This window comes from Salegentibacter holothuriorum, from assembly GCF_900168045.1.
Lineage (GTDB): Bacteria > Bacteroidota > Bacteroidia > Flavobacteriales > Flavobacteriaceae > Salegentibacter > Salegentibacter holothuriorum.
In genome coordinates, this window is record NZ_FUYY01000007.1 from 1 (window position 1) to 19,978 (window position 19,978).

The following is a 19,978-nucleotide window of genomic DNA, read 5'->3' on the forward strand; positions in this document are numbered from 1 at the left end:
ATCTCTTCGGTTAATTCTAAAAATAAGAGTTCCCCATCATCCAGTTTAGTTTTTCCGCATTTATAAAGCAATTTTAAAGCAAAAAAGAATTGCAGCTTTTTCGCATAGCCTTGTTGCTGTGCGTTTATAAAAAGCTGAATGGGAACTGATATTTCCGAAGTCATTTCACAAAGAATTGGAACAGAGCCTGTTTTTTCTATGCCGAGTGATAAAATCTTTAATATCCTTCAGGCTATAATAGATTTTTCCCTTCACCTGTGCGTATTCAATAAGGCCATCTTCCCGCCAGTTTTGCGCTGTTTTAGCACTTATCTTGAATAGCTGGATAAAATCGGCATTATCCAGTAGAATAATTCCGGGGTCTTTGATCTGCCGTATCCTGAATTCCCTGGTGAGCTGTTCTATTTTTGTTTCCAGGGAATGCATACTTACTAAAAATGGATGCATGTTTTCTTTCATGGTTTCATCATTTTGTCATTACATTTTTTTTGAATCGATAGCAATCTCCTCCGAAAATTGTTCTTTTCCGGAAGCAATCATTTTTAAAAACATTTGTCCCAGGACAAATATTTTGAACAATCTGCCTTAAACCAATACCGGTTTAAAAGGAATTAATTCCAAGAATGATTTTTTAGATACGTACTCTTGTCGGCGAAGTCAAATCAAAAATATGGACAAGTAAGTACTTCGAAAATTGCTGTATTTCAGCTCTTTAAAATTAAATAATATTTTGATTTTAAAATAGTTAAGGGTGAATTTTTTGGCAACATTAAATTTGATACCATTTGGGATATTTTGATAATATTAAACTTAAAAAGCAGCCTTCAAGATCACAAAATCAACCAAAAGACACTAAATAAAATGATGGCTTTAAAAACATTTACTTTTTTCATCTGGAGCATTTTCCTTTTTGATGTCGAAAAAGGGCTAAAAGTAGAGAGGGATGAAAAATTTTAGTTCTTAATTTTCATTTACTTCTTTCAGCGCCTTCGCATTACCTTTTGATGCTCTTGCAGCTTCAAGCTTTGAAATTATAGAGGAGCTATAAATAGCCTGTCGGTTTATGCGCTCCGTTTAATTTCAAAGCTTGTTTCTTTTGCAGCAAAAGGGAAAGCGGCAGGAAAGAGGTTTTAAAAGAAAAAAAACTAAAATCTGGATCGGTAAATTATTTATAAAAAATGAGTTGATTGTCAATTCTTAATTGACTCATAAAAGAACTATATTTGAGTTGATTGATTTAATTAATTGACTCATGAAATATAATTGGCAACAACCGGACTGGCCAGATTTTAAATATTCAACGAAAGACCTGGAACCTCTTTTGTATAAATTTTCAGAACGTGCCGGTAGGATTGATGGGATCCTGAAAGGTCTCCCTGAAGAAACCCAGTATAATACCTTAATTGAGTTATTAGTTGCTGAAGCCATCAAAACTTCAGCGATTGAGGGGGAATTTTTGAGTCGAAATGATGTCATGTCTTCTATTAAAAATAATTTAGGATTGAATATACCAGAAGAGCCGGTAAAAGATAAACGAGCCCAGGGGATTTCTGAATTAATGATCTATGCTCAAAAAAGTTTTCGGGAGCCCTTAACTCAGGACAGCCTTTTCAAATGGCATAAAATGTTGATGAAGGGGAATCATAATATAGAAAGCGGGGTATGGCGATCCCATACTGAACCTATGCAGATAGTTTCAGGGGCAATGGGAAAAGAGATTATCCATTTTGAGGCGCCACCATCGGCTCGTATTCCAAAAGAAATGAAAGATTTCCTGAAGTGGTTTAATGCTACAGCCCTGGAAAAAGAGAAGGTAATAACCCAACCAATTATAAGGGCAGCTATAGCACACCTCTATTTTGAAAGCATCCATCCGTTTGAGGACGGGAATGGACGGATTGGACGTGCGATCTCGGAAAAAGCTTTGTCCCAGTATTTTGCAAGACCCGTGCTATTGAGTTTGTCCAAGGCAATGGAAGCCAGTAAAAAAGACTATTATAATGCTTTAAAACGTGGGCAGCGATCTAATGAAATAACTGATTGGATATTTTATTTTGTTAGTATCAGTCTCGAGGCGCAAAAGGATACCGAGGGGTTACTACAATTCATTCTAAAAAAGACAAAGTTTTTTGACAGGCACAAGGGAGTATTAAACAACCGGCAAACGAAATTGGTGAAGCGAATGCTTGAAGCTGGACCGCAGGGATTTGAAGGAGGAATTAATACCCGGAAATATGTTTCCCTAACCCGAACGTCAAGAGCTACAGCTACTCGTGATCTGCAGGACTTATTAGAGAAAGAGGTATTGATCAGAATTGGAAAAGGGAGAAGCACCAGATACGATTTGAATATATAGCAGGAAAAAATGAAATTTTTTCTCAGGTTGAAGTCTTTTCAGGAATACCTGAGTCAAAAAACCATGAAGTGTCTGTTATTTATAAAAATCGGGATGGGTATCATCTTGCTCATAGTCCCTTTTCCGATTCGAGTAACTATTTTTAGGATCTGCAGCTTCCATCAGCGCTTGTAAAATAGCCAAAGTGGGGTTTACTTTATTCTTCTCCATATCCCTGGTTATTGCTATCACTGCATTGATCCTTTTCTTAATGATGTTTTCAATTCGCCTGCCGGTGGGTCCAAAATTTTCTTTTGGAGAAATCTCATTGTAGAAGAAAAAATCAAGCATTCCGGCCATAGCTTCCGAATGCGTTTTGTAATGCGTTCGAGAAAATTGCTGAAAGCGTTCGGCTATTTTCTTTTCGATAGTAATGTTTTTAACCTCCTTCATAATTCAGTCTTTTTTTAAGGTTTACTGGTTTTTTGAACCATTTTATAGGGGTTTCAAGCCCAAAACCAGTAAATCCGTATTTCCAAAATATTTTAATGTTTTTTAAACGATTGATAATCAGTATATTAAAATAAAAAAGGTAGATCTAACATCGCTTTGCGGGTTATCCTCTTGCTCTACCTTTTCGTCCCGCAGGGACAAAAACTTCAACTATTAAATCGAATTTAATAGCGCTTTCAATAGGTAAGAACTGAATCCTATTTTTTATGATTTGAAAAGAAAATATTTGGAATTAATAATAGGAATAAGACTGAATAATTGAGGAATCTATAAAATAAAAATATGAAGAATATGCTTCTTTATGGAACTGGTAATATGGGATACTTCAGAAGTGAAATTTGGATAAAGTGAGACGATTAACAATTTTAATCATCTCCAACTGAAATTTGTTACGTAGTATTATGGAGATTAATTCATAACTTATGGCATCATTCCCTTTTTTGGGTGTTGGAATACTCCTTTAAAAGCACATTCAATATTTTATGATTTAGCGAATAATCAACCGGTAAATCGATGACTTGTACTCCTTTTGCGTTCAAGGCTATTTTTAAAATATCTTTAAAATTTTCAACGGAAGTTGGCCTATATCCGGTTGCCCCAAAACTTTCTGCATACTTTAAAAAATCAGGATTGTTATATTCTAAACCATAATCTTTAAAACCTTCTCCTTCTTGCTTCCATTTTATCATTCCGTAGGCATTATCATTTAAAATGATGACAACCATATCGAGCTCCATTCGTATAGCGGTTTCCAGTTCTTGCGAATTCATCATAAATCCGCCATCGCCGTTAATGGAAATCACTTTTCGATCTGGGTATAATTCCTTGGTCATTATTGCAGAAGGCAAACCAGCACCCATCGTGGCCAGTGCGTTGTCCAGTAGGACACTATTTTGCCTGTAAGCGGGGTAATTTCTGGCAAACCATATTTTGTACATTCCATTATCCAGGGTTATAATCCCATCTTCAGGTATCGTGTCTCTTATTATTTTTAAGCAACGTTGCGGTAAGATTGGGAAACGATCATCCTGTTGATATTTTGCCAAATGCGAGGAAACATTTTCTTTTATTTTAAGAAAAAAATCGATGTTCCATTGTTTTGCATTTGGTTTTAAAGCCGATGTTAATTGAGAGACACTATTTGCAATATCGCCTATCACGTTAAGTTGTGGGAAATAAACTTCATCTACTTGTGCAGGGAAAAAATTAAGATGAATTACTTTTCTATCATCCTTATGATGCATAAAAAACGGCGGTTTTTCTATGGTATCATGCCCTACATTAATAATTAGATCTGATTTACTTATGGCTTCGTGCAAAAAATCAAAATCAGAAAGTGCAGCGGTGCCTAGATATAACGGATGCCGCTCATCTATAATCCCTTTTCCCATTTGAGTATTAAAAAACGGAATCCCCAGTTCATCGACAAACTTTGTTAGGGCAACACTGGCACGTTTGCGATTAGCACCTGCACCTAATAGTAACAGCGGTTTTTTTGCTGTCTTTATTAGCTTTGCCGCTTCGTCTATTGTTTTTGTACCCGCAAATGGGATTTTAAAGTCTACTACATCAAAGAAATGAGGAGCTTCTATTTCTTCAGTTGCAATATCTTCCGGAAATTCCATATGTACTGTTCCCGGTCTTTCTTCCTGAGCCAGTCTAAAAGCTTCCCTCACAATAGAGGGTATGGTTGTGCCGTGCGATATTTGTCGGGTATATTTCGTGAGGGGGCGCATCATCTCAACCACATCAATAATCTGAAATTTACCCTGTTTGCTTGTTTTTATCGGTTTTTGACCGGTAATTAAAACCAGTGGCATTGCCCCTAATTGCCCATAGGCAGCGGGTGTGACCAGGTTAGTTGCACCAGGACCTAAAGTCGCGAGGCATACTCCAGCCTTTCCGGTAAGCCGTCCATAAGTCGCTGCCATAAAACCAGCGCCTTGTTCGTGGCGAGTTACTATAAATTTTATTTTTTTTGATTTTCGAAGGGATTCCAGAAAATCTATATTCTCTTCTCCTGGTAGGCCAAAAATATATTCAACACCTTCATTTTCAAGCGATTTTATAAATACATCGGATGCTTTCATTAAAGAGAATTTAATTAATATATGCCATTCAAAAAGGCATGTTTTGATATATGTAATTGTACTAAACCATTGGCATTTAGCAGCGTTGGTACAATATACTCAAAATTTTTGGGTTGCCTATATAGCGATATACCTGGATTCAATTAATCCATCCATTGTCATTGAACTGTCCGGACCGTCCCAACCCATTTCAATTTCCTTTTTAAACCCCGAATGACTTTTTCTATCTCCATTTAATTTAGTCAAGTCAAATTAATTGGTACGGCTATCCTGAGACTTAATCTATCAGGCAGGATTGACCTAAAAGTTTTATCCTTTTTTATTTTTCAAGGTTGTTTTGTCGTTTTTTCAGGATCAATTTTAATGAACCTTTTTGACTGGAACCGAAACTTTTTCAAACACCCTGATAAACTATACTGGAATCTGGATCAATATCTTCAATCCTTTATCCGGTTCAGTTTCTAAATGAAGTTTTCCTTTTACTGAAGAAATACGGTTTTCCATATTTAGAATGCCGTTTCCTGATTTAAGCCTTTCATTTGAAACCCCAAGCCCGTTATCGGAATATTGAATTTTTAATAAATTCTTTTCTTCAGAAAATATAATTGCCACCAAACTTGCTTTGCTGTGTTTATTCATATTAATCATTATCTCTTGCAGCACTCTATAGATCACAAGCTTCTTTTCGGTATTTAAATCATTCCAGGCAATGGTTTTTTCCCCGCTTAAAATAAGTCTTGCATCCTTAGGACAAATGGAAGAGAGTGATGCCACGAGTTGATCGAGGTATCCCTCTCCGGTATTAATTTCCCTGTTTTCCCTTGATATATTTCGGGTACGGTTGTAAATGTGCTCAATTTTGTCCATCGTTGCTACAGGCGCAATTGCTTCTAAACTGCTCATCACATTATAAACATCATTGGCCAGCTCATCATGGATCTTTTTGGAAATTCTGGTTTCTGTTTTATGGGTCTCGCGAATCTTCTCTTTTGCGTGTTTCTGTCTCAGGTAGAAAAATCCGAATCCACCCGATACTATCAGCAATAATCCTCCAAGAGAGAGAATAATGATTTGATTTTTAAGTTCTTCTGCTTCCAGTATTTGTTTTATTGTTTCAGCCTCGAGATCATTAATTTCTTTTTGCTTTTGTTCCTCGTCCAACCTAATCTTAGCAAAGAAATTTTTTGCCTTTAATTCGGCTTCCTGAATACTGTCATTTAAATGAAGGTACCTTTGGATATATTTTTCAGATTCTGCTGGATCAGAAATTTTGAGTAAAAATTTAAGAGCATTCAATTCTGAAATTTTACTGTCATTTTTCCTGGCAGCTTCCAACGCCTTGACGGCATATTCTTTAGCCCGGGCCGGCTCTTTATTCAAATAATATTCTGAAAGATGGTTATAACTGGAGGTGAGGCCTTTTAGATCATTGTTTTCTAGCCTCATTTCCAGAGATCGGCTAAGATTATCTAATACACTGGTCGTGGAGTCATTCAGCCATTTAGTATAGGCAAGGTTGTCTATAAACCTGGCATGGGATTCCGCGTCAGCATATTCAGTTTTGGAGTTGATCAATTTCAGGTATTTAATTGCTTTATTAAAATTACCATTATCTCTGTATGCAAGGGCTATGTTATTCAGAAAGGTAAGGCTGTCTTCAGTTGAGATAGAATATTTAAGTGCCGACTCGTAATTCTCAATGGCATCTTCGTAAAAGCCACGCTCCCGGTTCGCAATGCCAATTTGATTTAGAGCGCTGCTTATATAGGAGGAGTCCCTGGTCTTTAATAAAAGGCTTAACGCAAGAGCAGCATTTTCCTGACTTCCTGTATAATCTGACATGCTACTTTGTGCATTCGCCATTTCCAGCGATCTTTTTCCGGCCCTCAGGCTATCTCCTATACTGAGAAACAGTTTCCGGGATAGAAAGGCATTCCTATATTTCTCTTTATAATTATTTAAATATTGATGGATGATGGCTTTTCTATAGTACCCTAAGGCTTCAAAATAGGTATTGCCATTAGCGCTGGCACTTCCTATCATCTTCTCAGAATAGACCATGGAACTGTCGTATTCTTTAAGTCGGTTATATGTATATATCACCCCATCTAACAGGTAATATTCTATCGTATCATTTTCGATCACCGCAGAATCAAGGCCTTTTTTAAAATGTGCAAGCATTTTAGAGGGTTCCTTTCCTTTAATAGCCTTATTGAAGTAGTATTCTCCAGATCCTAATTTTATTTCTTTTGAAGTCTTTACGGGTTTTTTATCACAACCAATAAGGGGGAAAATAGTCCATAGTAAGATTAGAATAAATCGGGGAGCTTGCATACTGCGAAAATATATAAAAAAGTCGCTTAAATGGTGGCTTAGCTTATCAAATTAAGTATCCATTCCTGGTAGATATAAATGCATCATTAGGGGCTTATTCACTTCAATTAATCTTCTAAAATAAACATGAATTTTTGATAATTTCCTGCCAGGCGGACTTGAGCTTAAAAGCTTTATTCAATCATTTTATTTATCGATATATTTTCAAAGCTTTTTGGCTCGTGTCCGTGACAATTTATAATGAACCTCTTTTGCTGAAACGCAGCTTTTGCGAAGTGAAAGGAAATGGGGTGATTGGTTTGTTTAGTTATAAGTACTTTTTTGTTCCAAGGTATTCGATAAGTATCTAAACAACTCATAATTTAATTGTAATTTTACTTTATGATTAAGGCAGTAATTATAGACGATGAAATAAATGCGCAAAGTTTACTTGAGAAAACCCTGAACAGGTATTTTCCAAATAGATTTAATATTGTCGAAAAATGTATTTCGGTGGATGCCGGTGTGCTTGCAATCAAAAAACACGAACCCGACCTGGTTTTTTTAGATATTCAAATGCCTGAAAAGAATGGTTTTGAACTCTTCAAGTATTTTGAGGTTATAAATTTTGAAGTCATTTTTACCACTGCACACGATAAATTTGGCATTAAAGCAATAAAGCGTAGCGCACTGGATTATTTATTGAAACCAATTAATCATTTAGAATTAGCTGAAGCCATAAAAAAGTTTGAAAAGAAAAATGAAGGGAATTTTGCCCAAAGAAAATTATCCTTATTGCTAGAGAACCTAAATGTGAATGATCAAAATGTTAGTAAAATTGCTTTTCCTACCCTGGAAGGATTTGAACTTATACATACCAATCAAATACTTTATTGTAAGGCAGAAAGTAATTACTGTAGCATTAAAAAAATTGACCGCTCAACAAAAATAGCTTCGAAAACTTTAAAATTTGTAGAAGAAATACTTCCGGCCAATTCCTTTAAAAGAATTCATAAAAGTTACGTTATCAATTTAAATTACGTAGTTAGATATTATAAGGCAAACAAGGAAATTGAATTAACCAATGGAGAGAAACTTCCTGTTTCCTTTCGAAAAGAAGAAGAGTTTATCAATGCCATATTACAAAATTACTAAACTATTTCTCTTAGCATTCTTATGGTTTAATTTCGCCTTTACTCAAAATTATCCCACTAACAATTATACTGCAGCCAGAGATTTGCCAAATAATGCCGTTAGATCAATACTGGTTGACAGCAATAATAGTCTATGGATAGGAACTGAAAATGGTGTTGTTAAAAAGGAAAATGACGAATTTCAATATTTTTTTGAAGAAGATGGGTTAGCTCAAAATAGTTGTTGGGCTATTGCAGAAGATAAAAACGGCAAATTATGGTTTGGCAGCTACGGTGAAGGGATTAGTATCTATGACGGATATAAATTCAAAATTATTTCAGAAAAGGATGGCTTGGTTCACAACCAAATAACCAAACTATTTACTTCCGGAAATTATATGTACGTGGGAACCAGTGATGGTGTTTCCCTGATAGACGTAAATACTTTTAAAGTAAATTCTTTAAAGACTCCTCCCGGAAAGGAACTTTTTAGGGTTCAGGATTTCTTTGAATATCAAAACCAAATCTATGTGGTGACATATAGTTCGGGAATCTTCAGAATCTTAAATAAGGACAAGCAAACTGCTTTAGCTAGTGTAAATGATCATAAATTCATTTATTCCGTCTTAATGGATCGTGATAGTATTTATAGCAGTAATAAAGGTTTCTTTACTAAAAGTTCTCTTCCTGCTTATTTGAGTGCGAAGGATTCTGTGCCAATACAAAAACTTGGAACTTCCATTATCTGGGATTATGCTAAAACAAATGATCATAAAATATTTGCGGCGGCCTGGGGCATATACGATACTAACGGAGGAATTTATGAGTTGGTAGATGAGCGGTTAATATCCCGGGCTGTAGAATTTAATATACCCAGCCGGGAGGTAATATCCCTGGCTTATGATTCCAAATTCGAAAAATTATATGCAGGAACCCGGGATGCCGGATTATTTGAAATCGCTTTAAACCCTCAAATTAAAATTCACGGGATTCCAGGCAAGAATATTCTTGGTTTTGCGAAAACAAAAGAAACTTCCGCAGTATTATTGAACGATGGTATTGTTTTAAAAATAGCCGGAAATGAGCAGAAAATTACTATATCACAACTTAAAAAATGGCAGGAAAATTATGTTTTGAATACCGACTTACCTTTACCTAAACATAAGGACCATTTCTACGAACTGGATTATTCTACAAAGGCTGAGGATATCAATTTTTATGATATAAAAGTCTCTCGAGATACCTATTGGCTAAATACGAATATCGGAGTGTTTGCTATAAATGAATCTGGAAAGTTGGATCGTTATTTACCTTTGCACTCAGAAGAAATTAATTTTACCCCCTCCGGAAATCTTATAGAAACCAATCCTTACGGCGGAGTTAGGGTGTATAATGATTTGGCCCTTTTTCATTATACTCATTTTGAAAAAGAACACGATCAAACCCCTACCATGGTTGTAGGTAGTTTGAAAATGGGTGCCAAAACCTATTTTTTATCTATTTTTTCTGGTCTGTATGTATGGGAGAACGGGAGCTTTAAGTCCTATTTCAATAATGGTATCTGGAGCGAAAAAAAATTAAAGCACATTACAGTTTTGGGGAATAATCTCGCCATTTCAAATGAATTTGGGGATGTGTTTATCGTTAATGATGATGGGCCATTTAAAATTAAAAAGAAAATACCCCGGGCCAAAATCCAGGGAAACTCCATTTCTTTTTTAAAGAATTACCAGGGAACTTTAATTATTGGAACTGAAAAAGGATTAACGCTCTACAATAACGGTAGGTATGTATTTTTAGATAAAGAACAGGGGCTGGAGCAGCCTTTATTGAGTGCCGAGGTAAATCAAAATACATTATCAATAGGAAGCAATAACGGTTATTACATCATAGATCTTGTTGCGGTTAGGGATACAAATACTTTGGTAGATGAGATAAGACTGAAAGAAATTTTCATCAATAACAATAAATTTTCTTTAGGATCTTTTGTCGAAAAGGATAAGCTAAAATTGAAGCATAACGAGAATACAGTATTGCTTAAATTTAGTACAAACGCTCATCCTTATCCGAATAAATTGAAATATCAATACCGGTTAAACGATAATGAGCCCTGGAGTCTTTCATCTACCAAACCCGAAATATTCCTGCCGTCTTTACCAACAGATAATTATGAGCTAGATGTAAAGGTATCAGATGAGAGTACCGGTTTAAGTTATACCCAAGCCTTGCTGAATTTAACAGTGCTTCCACCATTTTGGAAAACCTGGTGGTTCCTTGTTATTATCATAAGTATTATAATTATGGTAGTTTATAGCTTTTATGAATTTCAAATAAGACAGATCAAAAAGTTTGAAGCACAAAAGGGATTGATTCAAAAGCGTTTTGAAGAAACCAAAATGGAAGCTTTACTGGCCCAAATGAATCCGCATTTTATCTTTAATGCGATGAATTCTATTCAGTACTATATTATGGATAGTGATATAGATAAAGCCTCGGTATTCTTAGGTGATTTTTCAAAATTAATCAGGCTAAACCTGGATCATTGTACCAAGCCAACTATTTTATTGATTGAAGAAATTGAATATTTGCAATCCTATATCCGGGTTGAAAATACGCGATTTAATAATAAGATTGAGGTGATATTTAAAACAGATCCTTTGATTGATCCTTATGAGTTAGAAATCCCTAGCATGTTATTACAAACCTTCGTGGAAAATGTTTTCGTTCATGCTTTTCCGCCGGGTGTGTACAACCCGACATTAAAAGTTTCTTTTAAGCTGCTTTCAGAAGGTGTTTTGCAATGCAGAATTGAAGATAATGGGGTTGGGTTTACTAAATATTCAACTAATAAATTACATAACTCTAAAGGTGTAAGCCTGGTGAAAGAACGTCTTACCTTATTAGGTTACGATGTTGAAGAAACCGTACAAATTATTTCCGAAAAAGATAAAGGCACTTCCGTTACCTTAAATCTAGAGGTCTAACGATAACTTTAAGATTCCATACGTTTACTACATCTTTTGAAGCCAATAATCTAAATGTATCTGACTAAATTTACTAAAAATCAGAAATAAAATTACCTTCCTGCCTTATAATCGGTCAGGAGATAACGGGCTGCTGTCAATCCTACGATGGAGGTGTAAATATGCGGGACTTTCTTTTGTTTTTAATATCTTCTTAGGCTGTTAATGCGGCTATTTATCCTATAATTGCTAAATCTGCTTTTTGATGTGTTTTAGAAGATATAACAGGTTTTATTCCTGCAGGGTGTGTCTGTTAATGCATTCATTCCAGCGAACATTAAGCGGAAATGTCGGTTTAATTTTCTGGTTTTGTATCTAAGAGCAACCCCAACCTGCAAATAGAAGTGCTGAAAATCTGAAATCTACAATTCCCTGTTGAACCGGCTTAAGTGGCTTCCTGCCATATTTCATTTTTTATTTACACCTTTTAAAAGTTTAAAAAAATGCTGAAAAGTCGGAGTTTTTTTTCTTTCTAATAAATAATCGCTCTTGCCCCTCTTAAAAAATGCCAACAAACCGCAAGTTCACCTAAAAATAGGTTAAACATATTAAAAAAAATATAAGTTTCCTTATAGGTTTCTTATTTTAAGCGTATTAGCAATGTTTCAATAGAATATTGGTCATCATTTAAAGATGAACACCGTTCACCAATACTAATCAATTCTTAATAAAAAATACTATGAAAGACGGAAATCTTATATATTACAAAATTTTAAATAAATCCTTAAATATTCCGGGTGCAAGAGTCAATAGAGTTGAATTTTTGGAGAAAAACCTTCAAAAGTATTGCACTGTTGAACAAATAGAAAAAGCCAAAGATACTTCTATAATTAAAGCGGGAATACCGGAAGTGGTGCTTGAAAAAACAGTGAGAAGCGTAGTACAGGAGCATACGTTCAAAGTTACGGGAATTTCTACCCTAACAGGAATGCCGGGTGGTTTGGTTATGGTTGCAACAATACCTGCAGATTTAGCTCAGTACTATTACCACGTAATAGTATTAGCTCAGAAATTAGCTTTTTTATATGGTTATCCTCAGTTTAAAAATGATGGTTCTGATTATATGGATGATGATCTGGTTCACCACCTGACATTATTTATAGGGGTGATGTATGAGGTAGAAGGAGCAGACAAAGCTGTCCTGGAAGTATCAAAAGATCATAATTCTGAAACGATTTCAAAAGTACCAGGTAAAACATTAACTGAAACTGCTTATTACATGCTAAGAAAAAACATTGCCAGATTTGTTGGTTTAAAGATTACGAAAAAAACTATAAATCAAGGTATTAGCAAAGTGATCCCTATAGTGAGCGGGTTGGTCTCGGGGGGAGTTTCATATTTTTCCTTTACCCCGATGGCCGAGAAACTGAGAGTTTCATTAAAAAATGCTCATGAATCCAGAAAGGATGAAATAGTTGAATCTATTTAAGATCATATTCAATTCCCATCTCAATAATTTTGAAAATTAGAGATGGTAGAAACAATTGATAATATCATTTACCTTTTTTTTCAATTTTAGTTCCGCATTTATATCATTTAAAACTAATATAGATGCAACATTTGTGGGGCTAAAAATCGATCTGGAAGTTGAGTAGATATTTTTAAGATAATACTTCTTGCACCAGTGAGGTCTTAAATTGGCAGGTAAAAAAGTTGAGAAAATAAGACGACTTAATTCCCATAAAGGTAAAAGCACTGCGGTAATTCTAAATCTAAAGGTGCAAGACTGGTAAAAGATCGTTTAGCATTGCTGGGTTACGACATTGAGCAAGCCGTGAGAATAACTTCGATTAAGAATAAAGACACTTCCGTTACCCTAAAACTAGAGGTCTAACGATAACTTAAAGATCCCAAACGTTTACTAAACGAATATTTTTCGAATTACCATAAAATTTAGTTTTACTAAAAATTAGAGTTAGTGGCGGCTACACCTTTATTGGGGTTGTTTTCAAAGTAAATATTATGAGTAGGGTCGTATTATTCTTTGAAGCTACAGTAGAAGTCACTTCTCTAATCTTTTTAATTTTTTCTTTCTCAATAGATTATATAAGATTTTGATATTCAGATAAAATATAAAAACCTACTTCGATTTTTTTTATTCTAATACCGGTTTATGCTTTTTTCAATGCAAGGATTTGCTTTTTAAAGAAAGCATTTTAGTTAGATTTTGCTTTCTCTTAAAAGCAATTTAGATAAAATGGTACAATAGAACCATTAATGATGACGGAATGTAATTTGGTATTATTCCTTTTTGCTATACTTTTAAATAGATATTTTATAAAGTCGCTCCAGCCTTGGAATTTCATAGGTTTATACCTGAAAATACTTAAATCCCGGTCTTCTTTATTCAAAAATTATTTAGTCTTAGAAAAAAAAATCATCCTTCTCACGTCATACCTTGGCGTATTCTCCCTGCATCTTTGAAAATATAAGTTGCGAAGTTAATTGCTTCGTGTTGTTTAATGTTAAGAATAGATCCGCTTCAGTCTGTGACTTTTCTAATATGTAGGGGTAAAAGAAAATTAAAGGACGAAGCGGAATCTTATTCTGATTTTAGAATTGAAAGAAAGATTATTATGAACTATAAGATGTAAATATGAAAAAACTATTTCTCGATGGTATCCGTACCCCAGAGATGGTATATGATAAAACTGTAGCCAAAGATTTTATTGGCACCGGCAAAGGGTGAAATACTCCGAGGCTTGCCTTGAAATTAAAAATTTGTTTCCAACGAATGCCTCGTGGGCTTGCCCCGAGATAGTTTACTGTGGTAAGGAATTATGCTGATTTCGTAAAGTACATAAAACAAAACGGCTTTCCGGAATTTATCAGCTTTGATAATGATTTCGGTCTGGATGAAAGTGGGGAAGTGGCCCCGGATGGATATGCAGCGGTAAAATGGCTGGTGTATGAATCGGAACTCGAACTGAAGAGCTTGCAATTTAAAGTTCATTCAGCCAATCCTTTTGCGGCGGAGCAGATAAGGGGATTGTTGAGCAACTATATTCAGTTTTTGAAAAAGAGTTGAAATTTCCTACGATTACTTATAAGATCCATACGTTAACTAAATGCTATTTTTTTGTTTTAACATAAAATTTAGTTTTAGGAAAATTTCTAATTAACCTAAGAAAATCCAAACCTATGGCAACTTATAAATGTAGAACTTGTGGCATAACAAAAAATGACACTCTAATTTCTCAAATGGCGGTCCTTGGAAGATGCAGACCTGCAAATTCTTCTGCTTCCCTTTCTCATCATTCGTGGTCGAAAATATCTAATAGTAACTAAACTAAATTCTTCTTAATGAAATTTAACGAAATTGTTTTAGGAGAAAATCAAGATTTAATTCCTGAAATTATAGGTGGTATACAAAAAATTGCTATCGGTTTAAGTCAGAACAATCAATCTCTACTTCGGAGAGAACTTGTAAAGCAATTAAATGATGAAATTCCAGAATTAAATTTAATAGATGGTAGAATAGTAAATGCCCTAATAAAAGAAGCTTATTCTCAAACACATTCTCCGGTTCTTCAAAATGCCCTTTCAGAATGTTTTTTTGAAAATACAGGAGATAAACTAGTTTACAATCCGAATAGAATTTCCGATGCAAACCTAAGTCTTACTTCAACCAGTGATGATATTTTGGATCTAAATAAGTTTGATCAAAAAACAGAAATCTTAAATGGGGCTATAGAATTAATAGGAAAGACAGATGCTGTTGCTGACATAAATGAAACTAAGCTCGCCATTGATAAATATGTTCCTAAGGATAATTTCTCCCTTACCGGGATGACAAAGGTGAAAGACACTTTTAATTATGCTAAAAGAATTTATAATGGATACGGTAGGCTAATAAGCCAATATGAATTTGCTAAACAGGCAAATTTAGATCTTATTGATGATTTTGTGTTTCTACGTAATGAACTACTAAATTTTAGACAAGAGGTTACACAATTAGTGACTGAAATTATTGGAGATAATGAGAAAGCTTCTCATCCAGATTTATTTGATTTTTCTGAAATAGAATATTTCGATATAGAAGAATTTCGGGGAAAAGTAAATTTAGCATTTGATGGTTTCGGAGAAAAATTGCAAATATTTAATAACGATTATCACAAAGAAATGCTCCGACTAAAGGATGCCGGTGCAGGTCACGTTGATGATGCACTAAATAAACTTGGAAAAACTCAAAAAAGAAGAGGTCAAATTTCTAGGAGAGAAGTAAAAGGGGAGGTTGCAATTGCTGCTATTGGCTTCGCTTTTGATGCTTTCCTCAGCATTTCTGAAACAAGGAAAAATGCAGAAGAAACCGTAGCACAGCTAAAGCATGATATAGAAGCCATGAAACTCGGGCTCAAAGAGGATGCCCAAATAATAGCTGAAGATCTGTTAAGATTAGCAAAAATCCACTCGAGGATAAAAGGGGTTTTAATTCCTGCGGTAAAAAAGTTTATAAATGAAGCAAACATTATATATAATCTAAAATTAAAAGATGCCTATTCCAAGATGGTAGAGGAAGGCACTATTGCGGAATTAAGCAGTGAAAACAGAAGACTGGCTGCAGAAAGGAAACAACTTATTTCAGAAATAGAAGATAAAAATCAGGGAATAACAATCTGTGAAAGCGAGATATTAAGGTATGAAGACTTAATATCAGAAATTCACTGGGAGTATAATTTTGTAAATGCTAATAAACCCGATATCCCTATTCCATTTCATAATATAATCTCGTTTGGAACAGCAAAAACCAATTATAAAAAACAATTGTCCGATTGGGAAAGAATAACTGAACCCATAAGAACTAAATACAGGGTTTATGTGGATAATACAAACCAGGAGGAGGAAACTCTGCTAAGATTTAAAGACATACTAAGAAAGCTGGAGAACAGACTAAAAGAAATTGAAAACCAGCGGGAGGAGAATAAATTAAGGATTGAAGAACAAAGGATTAGAATTGAAGATTTTGAACTGCAGTTTGAAATTTTTAGTAAAGGTATAGGACAATTGTCGGCAGCTTCTAAGAATTTTCTGGAACTGGGAATCGCAAAAGATCTTATTAAGAAATCGGTTAATTTTCAAAATAATTTGGTTGGCATTTCTGATTCAGAAACATTTTCAATTCCTACTGTATCAGATAATAACATAGATTATTTGAACGACCAGTACTACCAGATGAAGCTTAAGCTTGAACTTTTAAGCTACACAGAATCTTTGGTTAATGGAGAGTTCCTAGAAAAAATGGCGGAATTGGGTGGTGAAAAAAAGGAGCTATTTATTTCTGATAGAATGCAAAAATTGAGATTTCAGTTGTCATCCAAAATTCAACAAAAAACCAAATTGGATTCTGCCCAGACAATGAAATTAGTGAATCTTGGGACAGATATATTTGTCAGTATCTTAAAAACTCAAAAAATTAAAGCCAAAACAACTTTCCTACATGAGTTAAATGAAAAACTGGACCATGAATTCTTAGGTCGATTTGAAACCTTGGTTGCGTCTTTAAAGCAGAGCATGGAAAAGGATAAACAAGAGGCAAAAAAGATGGAATCTGCGCTCAATGGAGCAATGTCTACAGAGGATTTATTAAAAGCTTCTAAAGTATTAAAGAACAATTAAACTAAACAATCTATTAGGTTGCTAAATTTAAATTTTTAAAACATATGAATACAAATTCTCTCAAAGCAAAATTACTGTCTAAACAGCAAGCATATATTTTATTTTTCATTTTCCAAGCTCCTTATGCATATGTGGGTAAATGGAAAATGCAATTATTATATTGGTTTGTTTGTTTGCCGATATTTGCTCATATCTTTATGATTTCGACTGGTGAATTTGCCAGTATTCTTCCAATATCTTTACTTCTTATTTGGCCAATAAACCAGTTTTTTGCCATTCCCAATAAGATCAAAAAATACAACTTGAAAATTTACGAAGAACAAATAAAAAGTAAGTAGAATGACAGCATTAATAATTATTGGAATAATCTTAGTAATACTTGCATTTTTCGGCCTTGGATATTATACCTGGTCTTTTGCCAAGGAAAAATATGATCATAATATTTTTGGGATTGGTGTTATTATAAGAGGTATAGCTTCACTGTTTTGCTTAACTTTTGCAGTGATGCTAAATACTGGTGATGGCTCTATTATAGTCTGGATTGTGGCTGCAGGCATTTTATGGCTTTGGACATTTTTTGCTACCTGGACAAGGAGTAACATTTTTATAGCTTTATTTTCACTGATCTATCAATTGTTCGCTGTTTTATTCGTGTTAAAAGCTTATGACAGTGTGAAGAGAAGGCTTAGCTAGTTTGAAAATAAAGCTATAATCTTATAGATGAATCAACATTAAACCAAACTTTTCACCGGAAGTCAGGTTGATTATTTGTAGCAAAAAGGTTTTATATAATTTTATTTAATCTCGCATTTCAATACTCATAAATTCAGGTTCCTTCCAGGTAGAGAAAGATCCATCACTCTTGACCCTTCTAATTTTACAAAAGTGGTCGTCGAATTTATATTCATAGACCACCACTCCTTTACTTTTTAAAATTCCGTTTTGTGGTTTTTTCTTAATCTTTACTCTCCATCTTTGCTTAGTACCGGGCAGGTTGAAAAGCAGGTATTCAGGATATATTCCTGTCCTTTCCAATTCGAGCATGCCGCCCTGGATGTGAGTTATTTCTAAGTTCATTTAAAATAAACCTGCTTTTAAACTTTCTGCTGTTTGTTAAAGCGGATCTTATAATGGGTGCTTGGTACATTTTAGTCCACAACAATATTATGTTTTCTCAATTTTGCAGCTAACCTCTCATCAAGGTTTAAAATATCTTCATCATTTAATTCCACTAACTTGTAATTATACTTTGCATAAAGACCCTGTTTAATTTTCTTTCTCTCAGCATATTTTTCGTTCTCTTCCAATCCCCAGTATTCAATATATACTTTTTGAGAGGGAATATAAAAGTCACAATACATATCTTCATCAATATTTAGTTTTCTCTCGTACGCGTGTACAATCCTATTTTTATATAGGAAATCATCAATAAGAAGTTCTGCCCTACTTCTAACATAATGCCCATCGGGTGTCCTTAGATTTGCAGGGTATTTTATTCTAAAGTCATCACTCTTTTCAACTTCCTTATCTTGAGCTTGAATCTCAACATCACCTGCACCTTCTTTAATTTCGCGTATTAAGTGTTTATTATTTAAAATACTTTCACTCCAGATTATATAAGGTTTTCCATTTCTAGCTTCCATTTGTTTTGCACCATTTCTTACTCCTGCGGTTGTGCTAACCCATCCACCTTTGTCTTTCTCTATCCATCCTAATTCTGCTAAATAGAGATTAATTTTACGATTCGAGATATTAAAATGCTCTCCAATTTTAGAAGCATTCACTGTCGATGAGGAATCCACACTTTTATTATAATCTAAAGTATCAGGCCAAACAATATACTCTCCAAATTTTGGATTGTATTTTGTGTCTCCGCCTGCAATTCTCCCATTCTTGGTAAGAATCCAAGTGCCTTCTTTTTTATACATCCAGTCATTTTCACAAAGTATTTTAAATAATTCCTGGGGTTCTAAATTGTTCTGTTTTGCTAATGCTGTTGTTGAAACGAATTTCATAAGATTTTTTAATTTTTTAATTTCTTTTCATCAATTACTGAATTAACTGTTAATTAAGATATTATCGTGAAATTAAATTAAAATTTATTTTTTCGATTTTTTTCTTGAGTTCGGTTTTGTGAAAATCTTCTTTTGTATATGCTAATCGCATTGCTCTTTCGACTTCTATGGTAGTCGCTTTGTTTGACGAATTTTTACCCAAAGCTTTTTGTAACCCTATTACTATTATCTTAGAAATATCGTGACCATGAGAAATTTGATAAAGATCATATTGGTTTAAATCTAAAGCACTCAAGCGTTCTTTTAGTTCTGTATTTGTTATTTGAAGGCCTTGATTACGATATCTTTTAATAGTTTCCAATAAATTATCCAGTCCTAAAAACTCTAGAGTAGACTTAGAAATAAATTTCGTGTAGTCCAATTCCTTTGTTTCATTTAGTCTATTGTTAGGTTTAAACTGAAAATTATAATTATGGATATTGCTTATAATTCTTAAGTGAGATAATGGCTTTGAAAGCTTTAATATATGAGCTGCTAACTGATAAGAATTTTGGAAGGATTTTTCTTTCAATTTTGTTTCATCAAAATATTCTCTAGAAAAATTAACGAAAGAATCAGAGCAAAGGCACATTGTTTCTAGACTATGAGCATCTGTCCTCAAGATATTTTCAACCTCTTGAATTTCTAAAATATCATCATAATCCTTATCCACTATTGCAAAATATTTAGATTCAATTTTCCTTGAATTTAGGATTTTTATAGCTGCTATAATATTTTCCTTTCCCTGTGAAATTTCAAAGGAGCATAAATCTTCGTCTAAAAATTTAGAATAAAACGTAAAATCTTTTTCGCCTTCTACCAAGATATAGTATTCCTTTATTGAATCCATAGAAATCATATTGGCAATAATTTCTGGAGATATTTCTTCCTTTAGACTCAT

At 34.1% G+C, this 19,978-nt stretch carries 16 protein-coding genes; 8 read left to right on the top strand and 8 right to left on the bottom strand.

Annotation, left to right across the window (positions count from 1 at the left end; all coding sequences use genetic code 11):
- Window positions 1-165: 165 nt before the first annotated feature.
- A complete protein-coding gene (locus B5X51_RS13440; protein WP_079721713.1) occupies window positions 166-459 on the bottom strand; it encodes a helix-turn-helix domain-containing protein in 294 nt (97 codons plus the stop codon).
- Window positions 460-1,252: 793 nt separating this feature from the next.
- Here B5X51_RS13440 and B5X51_RS13445 point away from each other — a divergent pair.
- The gene (locus B5X51_RS13445; protein ID WP_079721714.1) at window positions 1,253-2,356 is read left to right on the top strand and encodes a Fic family protein; all 1,104 of its coding nucleotides are present in this window, start codon (window positions 1,253-1,255) and stop codon (window positions 2,354-2,356) included.
- Window positions 2,357-2,431: 75 nt separating this feature from the next.
- On the opposite strand, the gene B5X51_RS13450 is transcribed toward B5X51_RS13445, so the two are convergent.
- The 4 genes from B5X51_RS13450 to B5X51_RS13460 form a co-directional block, all read right to left on the bottom strand.
- Complete coding sequence (locus tag B5X51_RS13450) at window positions 2,432-2,788, bottom strand: BfmA/BtgA family mobilization protein (protein WP_079721715.1); 357 nt, start codon at window positions 2,786-2,788, stop codon at window positions 2,432-2,434.
- 488 nt (window positions 2,789-3,276) lie between these two features.
- Window positions 3,277-4,938 (bottom strand): acetolactate synthase large subunit, encoded by a 1,662-nt coding sequence (locus tag B5X51_RS13455; protein ID WP_079721716.1) that lies wholly within the window; start codon window positions 4,936-4,938, stop codon window positions 3,277-3,279.
- Between the two features lie 117 nt (window positions 4,939-5,055).
- A complete protein-coding gene (locus tag B5X51_RS16060) occupies window positions 5,056-5,184 on the bottom strand; it encodes a hypothetical protein (RefSeq protein WP_262506835.1) in 129 nt (42 codons plus the stop codon).
- Between the two features lie 165 nt (window positions 5,185-5,349).
- Window positions 5,350-7,272 carry a tetratricopeptide repeat-containing sensor histidine kinase gene (locus B5X51_RS13460; protein WP_079721717.1) on the bottom strand — a complete coding sequence of 641 codons (1,923 nt, stop codon included), beginning with the start codon at window positions 7,270-7,272 and terminating at the stop codon, window positions 5,350-5,352.
- 381 nt (window positions 7,273-7,653) lie between these two features.
- On the opposite strand from B5X51_RS13460, the gene B5X51_RS13465 reads away from it, so the two are divergent.
- The 7 genes from B5X51_RS13465 to B5X51_RS13495 all read left to right on the top strand — a co-directional run bounded on the left by B5X51_RS13465 (window position 7,654) and on the right by B5X51_RS13495 (window position 17,716).
- Window positions 7,654-8,406 (top strand): LytR/AlgR family response regulator transcription factor, encoded by a 753-nt coding sequence (locus B5X51_RS13465; protein WP_079721718.1) that lies wholly within the window; start codon window positions 7,654-7,656, stop codon window positions 8,404-8,406.
- On the top strand, window positions 8,384-11,368 hold the full coding sequence (locus tag B5X51_RS13470) for a sensor histidine kinase (RefSeq protein ID WP_079721719.1): 2,985 nt from the start codon (window positions 8,384-8,386) through the stop codon (window positions 11,366-11,368). The genes B5X51_RS13465 and B5X51_RS13470 overlap by 23 nt, the downstream gene beginning before the upstream one ends.
- Window positions 11,369-12,086: 718 nt before the next feature.
- Window positions 12,087-12,836 (top strand): hypothetical protein, encoded by a 750-nt coding sequence (locus B5X51_RS13475; protein ID WP_079721720.1) that lies wholly within the window; start codon window positions 12,087-12,089, stop codon window positions 12,834-12,836.
- Window positions 12,837-14,174: 1,338 nt separating this feature from the next.
- The gene (locus B5X51_RS13480) at window positions 14,175-14,435 is read left to right on the top strand and encodes a cyclic-phosphate processing receiver domain-containing protein (RefSeq protein ID WP_176132767.1); all 261 of its coding nucleotides are present in this window, start codon (window positions 14,175-14,177) and stop codon (window positions 14,433-14,435) included.
- Window positions 14,436-14,710: 275 nt separating this feature from the next.
- Window positions 14,711-17,023, top strand: a complete 2,313-nt coding sequence (locus B5X51_RS13485; RefSeq protein WP_079721721.1) for a hypothetical protein — start codon at window positions 14,711-14,713, stop codon at window positions 17,021-17,023.
- Window positions 17,024-17,067: 44 nt separating this feature from the next.
- On the top strand, window positions 17,068-17,361 hold the full coding sequence (locus tag B5X51_RS13490) for a hypothetical protein (protein ID WP_079721722.1): 294 nt from the start codon (window positions 17,068-17,070) through the stop codon (window positions 17,359-17,361).
- Window position 17,362: 1 nt separating this feature from the next.
- Window positions 17,363-17,716: a hypothetical protein gene (locus B5X51_RS13495; RefSeq protein ID WP_079721723.1), complete on the top strand. Its 354-nt coding sequence runs from the start codon at window positions 17,363-17,365 to the stop codon at window positions 17,714-17,716.
- 105 nt (window positions 17,717-17,821) lie between these two features.
- Here B5X51_RS13495 and B5X51_RS13500 read toward each other — a convergent pair whose 3' ends face one another.
- The 3 genes from B5X51_RS13500 to B5X51_RS13510 all read right to left on the bottom strand — a co-directional run bounded on the left by B5X51_RS13500 (window position 17,822) and on the right by B5X51_RS13510 (window position 19,978).
- Entirely contained in the window at window positions 17,822-18,100 is a 279-nt protein-coding gene (locus B5X51_RS13500) for a hypothetical protein (RefSeq protein ID WP_079721724.1), read from the bottom strand.
- Between the two features lie 71 nt (window positions 18,101-18,171).
- On the bottom strand, window positions 18,172-19,038 hold the full coding sequence (locus B5X51_RS13505; RefSeq protein ID WP_139374897.1) for a hypothetical protein: 867 nt from the start codon (window positions 19,036-19,038) through the stop codon (window positions 18,172-18,174).
- A 61-nt stretch (window positions 19,039-19,099) separates the two neighbouring features.
- Window positions 19,100-19,978 (bottom strand): DUF4435 domain-containing protein, encoded by an 879-nt coding sequence (locus B5X51_RS13510; RefSeq protein ID WP_079721725.1) that lies wholly within the window; start codon window positions 19,976-19,978, stop codon window positions 19,100-19,102.